This is a genomic window from Pseudomonas edaphica (assembly GCF_965277385.1).
GTDB lineage: Bacteria > Pseudomonadota > Gammaproteobacteria > Pseudomonadales > Pseudomonadaceae > Aquipseudomonas > Aquipseudomonas edaphica.
Map to the genome: position 1 here is coordinate 2,598,171 of NZ_OZ255725.1, position 12,341 is coordinate 2,610,511.

10 protein-coding genes are annotated in these 12,341 nt (G+C 60.2%); 3 read left to right on the forward strand and 7 right to left on the reverse strand.

The features are described 5' to 3' along the window. Positions 1-536: 536 nt before the first annotated feature. The 7 genes from ACQY47_RS11880 to amaB all read right to left on the reverse strand — a co-directional run bounded on the left by ACQY47_RS11880 (position 537) and on the right by amaB (position 9,007). Positions 537-1,253 (reverse strand): ABC transporter ATP-binding protein, encoded by a 717-nt coding sequence (locus ACQY47_RS11880; protein ID WP_069786861.1) that lies wholly within the window; start codon positions 1,251-1,253, stop codon positions 537-539. Next, positions 1,250-2,125, reverse strand: a complete 876-nt coding sequence (locus ACQY47_RS11885; RefSeq protein WP_017136078.1) for an ABC transporter ATP-binding protein — start codon at positions 2,123-2,125, stop codon at positions 1,250-1,252. The genes ACQY47_RS11880 and ACQY47_RS11885 overlap by 4 nt, the downstream gene beginning before the upstream one ends. Beyond that, positions 2,122-3,399 carry a high-affinity branched-chain amino acid ABC transporter permease LivM gene (gene livM, locus ACQY47_RS11890; RefSeq protein WP_017136077.1) on the reverse strand — a complete coding sequence of 426 codons (1,278 nt, stop codon included), beginning with the start codon at positions 3,397-3,399 and terminating at the stop codon, positions 2,122-2,124. Before livM ends, ACQY47_RS11885 begins: the two co-directional genes overlap by 4 nt. 2 nt (positions 3,400-3,401) lie before the next feature. Then, the gene (locus ACQY47_RS11895) at positions 3,402-4,316 is read right to left on the reverse strand and encodes an ABC transporter permease subunit (RefSeq protein WP_017136076.1); all 915 of its coding nucleotides are present in this window, start codon (positions 4,314-4,316) and stop codon (positions 3,402-3,404) included. 249 nt (positions 4,317-4,565) lie between these two features. After that, the gene (locus tag ACQY47_RS11900) at positions 4,566-5,702 is read right to left on the reverse strand and encodes a branched-chain amino acid ABC transporter substrate-binding protein (protein ID WP_177033422.1); all 1,137 of its coding nucleotides are present in this window, start codon (positions 5,700-5,702) and stop codon (positions 4,566-4,568) included. Between the two features lie 374 nt (positions 5,703-6,076). Then, complete coding sequence (gene amaA / locus ACQY47_RS11905) at positions 6,077-7,360, reverse strand: L-pipecolate oxidase (RefSeq protein ID WP_428557147.1); 1,284 nt, start codon at positions 7,358-7,360, stop codon at positions 6,077-6,079. A 156-nt stretch (positions 7,361-7,516) separates the two neighbouring features. Then, positions 7,517-9,007: an L-piperidine-6-carboxylate dehydrogenase gene (gene amaB, locus ACQY47_RS11910; RefSeq protein WP_017138439.1), complete on the reverse strand. Its 1,491-nt coding sequence runs from the start codon at positions 9,005-9,007 to the stop codon at positions 7,517-7,519. Positions 9,008-9,160: 153 nt separating this feature from the next. On the opposite strand from amaB, the gene ACQY47_RS11915 reads away from it, so the two are divergent. The 3 genes from ACQY47_RS11915 to nadE all read left to right on the forward strand — a co-directional run bounded on the left by ACQY47_RS11915 (position 9,161) and on the right by nadE (position 12,308). Continuing rightward, positions 9,161-10,048 (forward strand): LysR family transcriptional regulator, encoded by an 888-nt coding sequence (locus ACQY47_RS11915; protein ID WP_017138440.1) that lies wholly within the window; start codon positions 9,161-9,163, stop codon positions 10,046-10,048. A gap of 214 nt (positions 10,049-10,262) precedes the next feature. Continuing rightward, on the forward strand, positions 10,263-11,477 hold the full coding sequence (pncB, locus tag ACQY47_RS11920; protein WP_017138441.1) for a nicotinate phosphoribosyltransferase: 1,215 nt from the start codon (positions 10,263-10,265) through the stop codon (positions 11,475-11,477). Positions 11,478-11,480: 3 nt separating this feature from the next. Beyond that, the gene (gene nadE, locus ACQY47_RS11925; protein ID WP_065930662.1) at positions 11,481-12,308 is read left to right on the forward strand and encodes an ammonia-dependent NAD(+) synthetase; all 828 of its coding nucleotides are present in this window, start codon (positions 11,481-11,483) and stop codon (positions 12,306-12,308) included. Positions 12,309-12,341 lie beyond the last annotated feature (33 nt).

Below are 12,341 nucleotides of genomic sequence, written 5' to 3' on the forward strand. Positions count from 1 at the left end.
CAATGGCAAGAGGGAAAATCCGAACGATGGCTCCAGGCCAGTCATTCCGGCCTCTGCGGCCGTCTTTCCAGAGTTTAGTCACAGACTTATCCACAGGCTGTTCCGACATAAATCAGTCATATACCTGTGTCTTTAAACAGGTTGACAAAGCCCTCGGCAGGCCACCAAAAACTGGCTGATCAATAAACAACCACCACGCTGCAAGCCCCGTTTTTAAAGGCTTGCAGCCAGCTACTCCCACGTTACCCACAGCCGGTTCCACAGCGGATGGGGACAAGTCAAAACTGTGACAAAACAGGGATTTGCGGCGGCTATATGTCGCGCTTTGGAGGTGGGCTGGATTTGTTTTCCACAATTTGGCGGGAGCACTGAAAACACCCCAAAAACACCTGTGGGAACCGTTTCATGTGGGAGCTGGCTTGCCTGCGATGGCATCTCCTCGGTCTACCTGAAAGACCGAGGTGCTTGCATCGCAGGCAAGCCAGCTCCCACAGAGAGCCGGTTCCCACATGGGGTTATTGCGTCAGGCCTTTAGATCAATGCCCGCCGAGGTAGGCGTTGCGCACTTCCTCGTTCACCAGCAACTCCTTACCGGTGCCCGTCAGGCGGATCTCGCCGTTAACCATCACATACGCCCGGTCCGACAGACGCAGCGCGTGGTTAGCGTTCTGTTCCACCAGGAAGATAGTCATCCCGGTGGCCGCCAGCTCGCGCAGTGTGGCAAAAATCTGCTTCACCACAATGGGCGCCAGGCCCAGGCTCGGTTCGTCCAGCAACAGCAACTTGGGCCGGCTCATCAGCGCGCGGGCGATGGCGAGCATTTGCTGCTCGCCACCCGACATGGTCATTGCGCGCTGGGTGCGCCGCTCCTTGAGCCGAGGGAACAGCTCGAACATGCGCTGCATGTCTTCCTGCGCATACTTGTCGCCAATCGGGATGGTGCCCATCAGCAGGTTTTCCTCCACGGTCATGTCGGGGAACACCCGCCGCCCTTCCGGCGACTGCGCAATGCCGTTGGAGGCGATGTAGTGGGACGACTTGTGGGTAATGTCGACGCCGTTGTACAGAATTTGCCCGGACTCGGCGCGCGGCTGGCCGAAAATCGACATCAGCAGCGTGGATTTACCCGCGCCGTTGGAGCCGATCAGGCTCACGGTTTCGCCTTCGTTAATGTGCAGCGAGACTTTTTTCAGGGCCTGGATCGGGCCGTAAAACACGTCCAGGTCCTTCATTTCGAGGATAGGTGCACTCATACCAGCTCCTCTTCGTCTGCGCCCAGGTAGGCGGCAATCACTTTCGGGTCGTTGCGGATCGCGTCCGGGCCGCCTTCGGCGATCACGTTGCCGTGGTCGAGCACCACGATGTGGTCGGAAATACTCATCACCATGCCCATGTCGTGTTCGATCAGCACCACTGTCAGGTCGTGTTCGTCGCGCAGCAGGCGAATCATCGCGCTGAGGGCTTCGGTTTCCTGCGGGTTGAGGCCCGCTGCCGGTTCGTCCAGGCAGATGATCTGCGGCCGAGTGCACATGGCGCGGGCGATTTCCAGGCGGCGTTGCTGGCCGTAGGAAAGCTCACCGGCCAGGCGGTTGGCGCAATCGACCAGGTCCACCACTTCCAGCCAATAGAAGGCGTGGTCGAGAGCATCGCTTTCGGCCTTGCGGTAGCCCTTGGTGTTGAGGATGCCCGCCAGCATGTTGCGGTTGACCCACATGTGCTGGGCCACCAGCAGGTTTTCCAGCACCGACATTTCCTTGAACAGGCGAATGTTCTGGAAGGTCCGCGCCAACCCTGCGCGGTTGACCAGGTGGGTGCCGCCGAACATCTTGTAATACACGCGGCTGAAGAAGCTTTTTGGCGACACGAAGTCGACGGCCTTGAAGCGTTCGCCGAGCAACTGGATCACGTTGGTCTGCTTGCCACGAATGTTCAGTTCGATCTTGCCGCCGCTGGCTTTGTAGAAGCCGGTGAGGCAGTTGAACACCGTGGTCTTGCCCGCGCCGTTGGGGCCGATGAGGGCGAAGATCGAGTTGCGTTTGACCTTGAGGCTCACATCGCTCAAGGCCTTGATGCCACCGAAGTGCATCATCAGGTGTTCCACGGAGAGGACGACTTCTTTGCTCATGGCGCCACTCCTTTACGTGGGGTCACACCGGTTCGGCTGATGCGGATCAGCCCGCGTGGCCGCCAAATCATCATCACCACCATCAACACGCCAAACAGCAGCACACGGTACTCGGAGAAGCTGCGCAGCAACTCCGGCGCGACGGTCAAGACGAACGCCGCAATCACCACACCGACTGTCGAGCCCATGCCGCCCAACACCACGATGGCCAGGATCAGCGCCGACTCGAAGAAGGTAAACGACGACGGGTTGACGAAGCCCTGATAGCTGGCAAAGAACACCCCGGCCAGCCCCGCAGTCGAGGCCCCGATGGTGAACGCCGAAAGCTTGACCAGTACATGGTTCAGGCCCATGGAACGGCAGGCGATTTCATCTTCGCGCAAGGCTTCCCAGGCGCGGCCAACCGGCATACGGGTCAGGCGGTGCTTGATGTACAGCACGGCCAGTACCACCAGGAACAGCACGATGTAGATGAACATGAACTTGATGTTGGGGTTGTAATCGATGCCGAAGAACTCGTGGAACGGAATCCCGCCATCCTTGGCCTTGCGCCCGAACTCCAGGCCGAGAAAAGTCGGCGAAGGCACCGGCATACCGTTGGGGCCACCGGTGAACGACAGCCAGTTGTTGAGCACCAGGCGGATGATTTCACCAAAGCCCAGGGTCACGATGGCGAGGTAGTCACCGTGCATTCGCAGCACCGGGAACCCGAGTATGCAGCCCGCCAGCGCGGCAGCGATGGCCGCCAGAGGCAACACACTCCAGAAGCCCAGGCCCAGGTATTGATAACCGAGCGCCAGGCCGTAGGCGCCGATGGCATAGAACGCCACGTAACCCAGGTCGAGCAAACCGGCCAGGCCCACCACGATGTTCAGGCCAAGGCCGAGTAACACGTAGATCAGCCCGAGAATCACCACGGTCAGCAGGTACTTGTTGGCGAAGATCGGGAACACGATCGCGATCACGATCAGTGCCGGGATGATCCAGCGCAGCCGCGATTTGTAGTCCGGCGGCAACACGTGCACGCCGGAGCCACTGCTCTCGAAACCCTGCAGGATCTTCACGCCCTTGGGGGTTTGCAGGAACAGGCTCAAGGCAAAGCGCCCGGCCATCACGATGGCGACCAACGTGGCCACCCGCGCAGGCTCGAGGTTAAAGCTGTAGCCGTCGAGGACCACGCCGACAATCGGACCGAACACGATCAACGAAATCAGCCCGGCAAGGACCGTATCGACCACACTTTTCTTGATATCGATAGATTTGGCAGCAGACATGTTTACACCTTAGCCACGAGTGGGCGACCAAGCAGGCCCTGAGGACGGAAGATCAGAATCACCACCAGCAGGGAGAAGCTGAACACGTCTTTGTAGTCAGAGTTGATCAACCCCGAGAACAGCGACTCGGAGATACCCAGGATGATCCCGCCCAACATCGCCCCAGGCAGGGAGCCGATGCCGCCGAGTACCGCTGCGGTAAATGCCTTGATGCCGATGATGAAGCCGGCATAGAAGTCGAAGGTGCCGTAGTTGAGGGTGATCAGCACGCCGGCCAGGGCGGCCATGGCGGCACCAATGACGAACACGTAGGAGATCACGCGGTCGGTGTTGATGCCCAGGATCGAGGCCATCTTGCGGTCTTGCTGGGTGGCGCGGCACATGCGGCCGAGCTTGGTGTATTTGATGATGTAGGTCAGCAGGCCCATGCCGAGAAACGCGGCCACCAGGATAAACACCTTGGTGTAGGTCAACTGCACGAAGCCCGTGCCGATATCGACGCGCCAGGCGCCGGCCAGCAGGGTTGGAATGCCTTGTTGTTTCGCGCCCTGAGCGATCTGCGCATAGTTTTGCAGGATCAGGGAGATACCGATGGCGCTGATCAACGGTGCCAGCCGGGTGGAGTTGCGCAGCGGTTTGTAGGCGACACGCTCGATGACCCAACCGTACACGCCGGTGACGACCACGGTGAAGATCAGAGTGCCGAGAATGAGCAGCGGGAAGGATTCGATGCCGAAGTAAGCCAGCAGTGCCAGACTGATCGCCGCGAGGTAAGCGGAAATCATATAAACCTCGCCGTGGGCGAAGTTGATCATGCCAATGATGCCATAGACCATTGTGTAGCCGATGGCGATCAGGCCGTAGACCGACCCGAGGGTCAGGCCGTTGACCAGTTGCTGCAGGAAAATACCATCCATAACGCAATCTCACGCGGTGAGCACCTGCACACGGTTGAGTGCGCGGCGCTTCTGGAGGAAAAGACAGATATCGATATCAACACCACTCCCTGTGGGAGCGGGGCCCTGTGTGGGAGCTGGCTTGTGTGGGAGCTGGCTTGCCTGCGATTGCATCACCTGGGTATTACTGAAGTACCGAGGTGCCTGTATCGCAGGCAAGCCAGCTCCCACAACAAGCCCGCTCCTACATGGGTTCCGTGGTGCTTGTTCTTACTTCTGCTTTTCCAGCTGGTGGTATTTGCCGTCTTTATCCCACTGGTAAACCACGTAGTCGGAGATTTTCAGGTCGCCCTTGGTATCCCAGGCTTTTTCACCCATCACGGTTTTCACCGGGTGAGCCTTGAGCCACTTGGCGGCGTCTTCGCCCTTGTCGGACTTGGCGCCGTTGAAGCCAGCGGCCAGAGCCTGGATCGAGGCGTAGGCGTACAGGGTGTAGCCTTCCGGCTCGGTGCCGTTTTTACGGAACTCTTCCACCACGGTTTTGCTGTCTGGCAGCAGGCGCGGGTCGGCGCCGAAGGTCATGTACACGCCATCCACGTATTGCTTGCCGCCAGCGGTGGCAACCAGTTCGTCGGTCACGACACCATCATCGGACATGAACTTGACGTCCTTGAGGCCGGCTTCACGAATCTGGCGAACCAGCGGACCGGCTTCCGGGTGCAGGCCGCCGAAGTACACGACGTCCGCACCAGTGGAGCGGATTTTGGTAACCAGGGCGCTGAAGTCTTTCTCGCCACGGGTCAGGCCTTCTTCCAGCACCGGCTTGACGCCGCGCTTGGTCAACTGGGCAGCAGTAGCATCGGCCAGGCCTTTGCCGTAGGTGTCCTTGTCGTTGATGACCGCGACTTTCTTGCCCTTGAGCACGTCGACAATGTAGTCGCCGGCCACGATGCCTTGCTGGTCGTCACGCCCGCACATGCGGAACACGGCGCTCAGACCACGCTCGGTTACCTGTGGGTTGGTGGAGCCCGGGGTAATCATGATGATGCCCGCATCGGCATACACTTCAGACGCCGGGATGGTGTTGGACGAGCAGAAGTGCCCGACCACGCCGATCACTTTGTCCTGGTCGACCAGGCGGTTGGCCACGGCCACGGCTTGCTTGGGCTCACAGGCGTCATCACCGGCAACCAGTTTGATCTGCTCGCCGTTGATGCCACCGGCCTTGTTGATAACATCGGCTGCCGCTTGGGCACCCTTCATGTACTGCTCACCGAAAGCTGCGTTGGCGCCCGTCATCGGGCCTGCCACGCCAATCTTCACATCAGCTTGAACAAACGCAGAAACACCCAACGCCGCTGCAACGGCGAGGGCCAGAAAACCTTTCTTGTAAAACGTCTGGGACATGAGTGGTGCTCCGAGGTTTTTGTTTATTGGCACTACGAATTCGCGTCAAACTTTCACAGGAAAGCCCAGAGCAAGGCGCGTGCCATTACTTTTTTATTCTTCAAAAAGACACGGTGTCATTGTTATTACAGGCGTTTCGACTCCCTTTGCCAGTACGTGCAACCGTCTAGCATCGAAAGGTGCAACCGATGGATCCAAAAAGTACAACCCTGGCAGGTCGCACCTGCAACCGGATGCATAAACGACAGTTCCTACAGCTGTAACAATGTGCGTAACGGAACTGCACATTTACAGTGCGTGATTGCTACGACTTGCACCAATACAGATTAGTAGCCTGCTAAGAAGATGCAGGCTTTTGACAGGTATTTCGCTGATCAGACCACGATCCGCAGGCATTGCCCGGCGTGATACAGCGAGAACCCCGCTTCATACAGGCAACTGCGCAGGCCCACCCCGGCCAGCGGTTGCATCGGCGCAAACGGGATCGGCAGCGCCTGTGGGTTCTGGTGACACAAATAGTCTGCAAAGGCCTTGCCCACCACACTGCCCGTGGTCACGCCGCGTCCGTTATAACCGGTGACGGCGACCAGACCAGGGGCCGGCTCGAACAGGCGCATCAGGTGGTCCGGGGTGAAGGCGATGCAGCCGGTCCAAGTGCATTCCCACTGCACCGATTTGAGGTACGGGAAGTAATGCTGCTGCACCCGATCGGCCCACGCCTTGAGGAACCACGTCGGTTTCTGGTTGCCATTGCCCAGGCTGCCGAGCAACAAGCGACCATCCGCGTCGCGGCGGATGCTGCTTAACACCTGGCGTGTGTCCCACGAGCCCTGCCCGCCGGGGAGGATCTGTTTGGCGGCGTCGTCCGTCAGCGGTGCCGAGGCGACCTGGTAGTAATAGCCGGGGAAAAAGTTGCGCCGCAGCTCAGTCCATTCACCTTCGGTATAGGCGTTGGAGGCGATCACCACTTGCGCCGCCTGCACTGAACCTTGGGTGGTCTGCACCGACCAGACTGCACCTTGGCGTTCAAGCTGAGTGACTGGCGAATGATCGAACAGTTGCCCGCCAAGCCCCACGGCGGCATTCGCCAGGCCACTGGTGTAGGCCATTGGGTTCAAGGTGCCAGCGCGCCGGTCCAGCAGGGCGGCGGCGATCTTTTTGGTCCCGGTGGCCTGTTCACACGCCTGGCCCGTGAGCAGCTCGACGGGGGCGCCACGGCGTTTCCATTGCTCTTCGCGACTGCGCAAATCCGCCTCGCCACGGGCGTTATGCGCCATGTGCAAGGTGCCCTCACGGCGCAGTTGGCAATCAATCTTGTATTTGTCGATCAGTCTGAACACCAGCGACGGCGCCGCGCCCAGCATGCGGTTGAGCTGACTGCCCACCGCCTCGCCAAAACCGGCTTCGATCTCGTCCGGCGGGATCCACATACCGGCGTTGACCAGCCCGACGTTACGCCCCGAACCGCCATGGCCGGTGCGATGAGCCTCCAGCACGGCGACGCTTTTACCTTGTTCCAGCAAATGAATGGCGGCCGACAAGCCGGTGATACCGGCACCGATCACGCACACATCAACCTTGACCTCGCCCTTGAGCGCGGCGCGATCGGGCCGGCCCGGGGTGAGTTGTTCCCATAAACATGTTTCGCGTAGTGCCATTGCCAGACTCCGATGAGACCCAACAAACAACTATTGTTCTGAATTGCAAATGAGACCAAATGTGGGAGCTGGCTTGCCTGCGATAGCGGTGTATCAGTCACCACCGCTATCGCAGGCAAGCCAGCTCCCACATTGATCCCACTTCGACTTGGGGGATCAGTCGAAGGTGATGCCTTGGGCCAAGGGCAGCTCCAACGAGTAGTTCACGGTATTGGTCTGGCGACGCATATACCCGCGCCATGCATCCGAACCCGACTCACGCCCCCCACCGGTCTCTTTCTCACCGCCAAACGCGCCACCAATCTCCGCGCCGCTCGGGCCGATGTTGACGTTGGCGATGCCGCAGTCACTGCCCACCGCCGACATGAACTGCTCGGCTTCACGCACGTCGGTGGTGAAGATGCACGAGGACAGGCCTTGCGGCACGGCGTTATTCAGGCGCAAGGCTTCGGTGAAGTCGCTGTAGCCAACCACATACAGAATCGGCGCGAAGGTTTCGGTACACACCACGTCGCTTTGCTCGGGCATCTCCACAATGGCCGGCGACACGTAGTAGGCATTCGGGAACTTGTCTTCCAACTGGCGCTTGCCGCCGAACACCTTGCCGCCTTCGCTCAAGGCTTGCTCCAGGGCGTCCTGCATGTTCTCGAAGCCGTGCTTGTCGATCAGCGGGCCGATCAGGTTGCCTTCCAGCGGGTGGCCGATGCGCACTTTGGAATAGGCGGCTTTGAGACGGGTAACGATTTCTTCCTTGACCGACTCATGGGCAATCAAACGGCGCAAGGTGGTGCAACGCTGGCCGGCAGTGCCGACGGCGCTGAACAGAATGGCGCGCACGGCCATGTCGAGGTCGGCGCTTGGGCCGAGGATCATCGCGTTGTTGCCGCCCAGCTCAAGGATGCTGCGGGCGAAACGTGCGGCGACTTTCGGCGCCACTTCGCGGCCCATGCGCGTGCTGCCGGTGGCGCTGATCAGCGCAACGCGCGGGTCATCCACCAGCGCCGCACCGGCGTCACGGCCGCCGATGATCACTTGGCTGAGGTAGTCGGGGGCGCCATCGAACTTCTTCAGTACGCGCTCGAACAATGCCTGGCAGGCCAACGCGGTCAGCGGGGTCTTTTCCGAGGGTTTCCAGATCACCGCGTTGCCGCACACCAGCGCCAGCGTGGTGTTCCACGCCCACACGGCGACCGGGAAGTTGAAGGCGCTGATCACGCCGACCACACCCAGCGGATGCCAGGTTTCACGCATGTGGTGGCCTGGGCGCTCGGAGGCGATGGTCAAGCCGTACAACTGGCGGGACAGGCCCACGGCGAAGTCGCAGATGTCGATCATCTCCTGCACTTCACCCAAACCTTCCTGGGTGATCTTGCCGGCCTCCCACGACACCAACTCGCCCAGGTCGGCTTTATATTCGCGCAATACATCGCCGAACTGGCGCACCAGCTCGCCGCGACGCGGTGCCGGCACCTTGCGCCAGGCCTCGAATGCATGCTCGGCGCGACTGACCTGCTGCTCCACTTCAGCGGCACCTTCCCAGTGCACACTGCCGATACGGCTGCCATCAATCGGCGAATGCACGGGCTGTTTACCCGACTGGTACAGCGCCGGGTTTACCCCGAGACGGTCAAGCAATGCGGCAACCATGGGTCACTCCTTCAAACTCAAACAGAAAATTCGCGCCGCCACAGACACGGCGATCCAGACCTTATTTGTAGCTGGCCCAAGACTTGCCAACAAACGACGATTAGGCGAGATATCATTCCGTTTACTCATGCAAAGAATAAAAAGAGGCGTGCCGTGCTGAATAAAAGACATTTGCCCTCGATCACCGCCCTGCAGTGTTTCGAAGCCGCCACCCGCCACCTGAGCTTCACCCGCGCTGCCGAGGAACTGAACCTCACGCAAAGCGCGGTGAGCAAGCAGGTCGCGCAGCTGGAAGAATTGCTCCAACACCTATTGTTTCGCCGGGTGCGCCGCCGCTTGCAGATGACCCCGGCAGGGGATTTGTACCTGGTGGAAGTGCGCAAGATCCTCACGCAAGTGGAGATGTCCACCCACTACCTGCGCTCCTACGGCGGCGAGACCGAAGTGCTGCGCGTGTCCACGCCCTACACGTTCGGCGCGCGCTGGCTGGTGCCGCGCCTCAAGGGCTGGCGTTTGCGTCACCCGCAGATCCACCTGGACCTGTGCAACGAGCAGGAGCCGGACGAACTGTTGCAAGGCAAGGCCGACATGGCTTTCTACTTCGGCCAGCGTTCACGGCCGGGCACCGAGAGCCTGAAACTGTTCAGCGAAGAGTTGGTGCCGGTGTGTGCGCCGGAGAGCTTGCCTGCGCAGCCATTCACCGACCCCACGCAGTTGAGCAACCTGGTGCTGCTGCAAAACGCCTCGCGACCGCAGGGCTGGCATGACTGGTTCGCCAGCCAGGGCTACCAGACCGAGCACAGCTACCACGGGCCGCGTTTTGATACCTTTTATATGTGCATTCGGGCCGCGCAGGTCGGCTGTGGCGTGGCCTTGTTGCCGCGCTTTCTGGTGGAAGAAGAGCTGGCCGAGGGCAAGCTGGTGATTCCCTGGCAGCATGCGATGCCCAGCCAGGATGCGTATTACCTGGCGTATCCCGAGCATTCGGCGGAGGTGCCCAAGGTGCGTGAGTTTGTGAAGTGGATGATGGAGCAGGTTTAGCTCTTTTTGGGCTGTACCACCGTCATCGCAGGCAAGCCAGCTCCCACCTTTGGAATGCATTTCAAGTGTGGGAGCTGGCTTGCCTGCGATGAGGCCAGTGGCCGCACTGAAAAAATCACTGGCAAAACCCTACAGGTCTATGCGCCACTAGCACCCTTCCTTAATTGTGCGTAAAGGCCGGCGCCCATCGCCGACCCGTCTGGAGATTCCCGTTATGAGCGAGAGTGTGTTTGCCGATCGCATCGTGCAGAACCTGCTCGACACCGACTTCTACAAGTTGACCATGATGCAGGCGGTGCTGCACAACTACCCGAACGTGGAAGTTGAATGGGAGTTTCGTTGCCGCAACAGTGAAGACCTGCGCCCGTACCTGGCGGAAATCCGCTACCAGATCGAACGCCTCGCCGAGTTGAGCCTGAGCCCCGACCAGTTGGGCTTCCTGGAACGCATCAGCTTTATGAAGCCGGACTTCCTGCGCTTTCTGGGGTTGTTTCGCTTCAACCTGCGCTACGTGCAAACCGGCATCGAAAACGGCGAGCTGTTTATCCGCCTGCGCGGGCCGTGGCTGCATGTGATCCTGTTTGAAGTGCCGATGCTGGCCATCGTCAGCGAAGTGCGTAACCGCTACCGCTACCAAACCGTCATCCTCGAACAGGCCCGCGAACAGCTGTACCGCAAGTTCGACTGGCTGTCCGCCAATGCCAGCAGCGAAGAACTGTCGGAGCTGCAAGTGGCCGACTTCGGCACCCGCCGGCGCTTCTCGTACCGCGTGCAGGAAGAAGTGGTCAGCGTGCTCAAGCACGACTTCCCCGGGCGTTTTGTCGGCACCAGCAACGTGCACCTGGCCCGCGAGTTCGACATGAAACCGCTGGGCACCATGGCCCACGAATGGATCATGGCCCACCAACAACTCGGCCCGCGCCTGATCGACAGCCAGATCGCCGCCCTCGATTGCTGGGTACGCGAATACCGTGGCCTGCTCGGCATCGCACTGACCGACTGCATCACCACCGACGCGTTCCTGGGCGATTTCGACCTGTACTTCGCCAAGCTCTTCGACGGCCTGCGCCACGACTCCGGTGACCCGATTCAATGGGCCGAGAAAGCCATCGCCCACTACCACAAGCTCGGTATCGAGCCGATGAGCAAGACCCTGGTGTTCTCCGACAGCCTGACGCTGCCCAAGGCCCTGGAGATTTTCCGCGCATTGCGCGGTCGCATTAATGTCAGCTTCGGTATCGGCACCAACCTGACCTGTGACATTCCGGGTGTTGAACCGATGAGCATCGTGCTTAAAATGACCGCCTGCAATGGCCAGCCCGTCGCGAAAATTTCCGATGAGGCGGGCAAGACCCACTGCACCGACCCCAATTTTGTCGCCTATTTGCGTCACGTTTTTAAAGTACCTGCCCTTTCCAGCAAGGAGTGAATCATGCAAGCCGTACAGCGTGAGATTGCGCAGCAGCTCAAGGTCCAAGCACCGTTCAACGACCAGGCCGCCCTTGAGGCCGAAGTGGCGCGCCGCGTAGGGTTTATCCAGGACTGCCTGCGCAATTCCGGGCTCAAGAGCTTGGTGCTGGGCATCAGCGGCGGTGTCGACTCGCTGACCGCCGGCCTGCTGGCCCAGCGTGCAATGAAAGAACTGCGCGCCAGCACAGGTGATGAAGCCTACCGTTTTATCGCGGTGCGCCTGCCCTACGAAACCCAATTCGACGAACACGACGCCCAGGCTTCGGTGGACTTTATCGACCCGGACGAACGCCACACCGTGAACATCGGCCCGGCGGTGAAATCCCTGGCCAATGAAGTGGCGGCGTTTGAAGGCAAGGCGGCGGTTTCCCGTGATTTCGTGCTGGGCAACACCAAGGCGCGCATGCGCATGGTGGCGCAGTACACCATCGCCGGCGCGGCCGGTGGCCTAGTGATCGGTACCGACCATGCAGCGGAAGCGGTGATGGGCTTTTTCACCAAGTTCGGTGACGGTGCCTGCGACCTGGCGCCGTTGAGCGGGCTGGTGAAGAACCAGGTGCGCGCGATTGCGCGGCACTTCGGTGCGCCGGAGTCGCTGGTCGAGAAGATCCCGACTGCCGACCTTGAAGACCTGTCGCCGGGCAAACCGGACGAAGCCTCACACGGCGTGACCTACGCCGAGATCGATGCGTTCCTGCACGGCGAGCCGGTGCGTGAGGAAGCGTTCAAGATTATCTGCGACACGTATCGCAAGACTGAGCACAAGCGCGTCATGCCATTTGCGCCGTGAGGTAGACCGCAATCGCAGCGGTGCGAAGATTAG

Excerpts from the sequence above, each read along its gene's own strand:
- pncB (WP_017138441.1), top strand. The coding sequence starts at position 10,263 with ATGAGCGAGAGTGTGTTTGCCGATCGCATCGTGCAGAACCTGCTCGAC.
- nadE (WP_065930662.1), top strand. The coding sequence starts at position 11,481 with ATGCAAGCCGTACAGCGTGAGATTGCGCAGCAGCTCAAGGTCCAAGCA.
- ACQY47_RS11885 (WP_017136078.1), bottom strand. The coding sequence starts at position 2,125 with ATGAGCAAAGAAGTCGTCCTCTCCGTGGAACACCTGATGATGCACTTC.
- livM (WP_017136077.1), bottom strand. The coding sequence starts at position 3,399 with ATGTCTGCTGCCAAATCTATCGATATCAAGAAAAGTGTGGTCGATACG.
- ACQY47_RS11880 (WP_069786861.1), bottom strand. The coding sequence starts at position 1,253 with ATGAGTGCACCTATCCTCGAAATGAAGGACCTGGACGTGTTTTACGGC.
- amaB (WP_017138439.1), bottom strand. The coding sequence starts at position 9,007 with ATGGTTGCCGCATTGCTTGACCGTCTCGGGGTAAACCCGGCGCTGTAC.
- ACQY47_RS11895 (WP_017136076.1), bottom strand. The coding sequence starts at position 4,316 with ATGGATGGTATTTTCCTGCAGCAACTGGTCAACGGCCTGACCCTCGGG.
- ACQY47_RS11900 (WP_177033422.1), bottom strand. The coding sequence starts at position 5,702 with ATGTCCCAGACGTTTTACAAGAAAGGTTTTCTGGCCCTCGCCGTTGCA.
- amaA (WP_428557147.1), bottom strand. The coding sequence starts at position 7,360 with ATGGCACTACGCGAAACATGTTTATGGGAACAACTCACCCCGGGCCGG.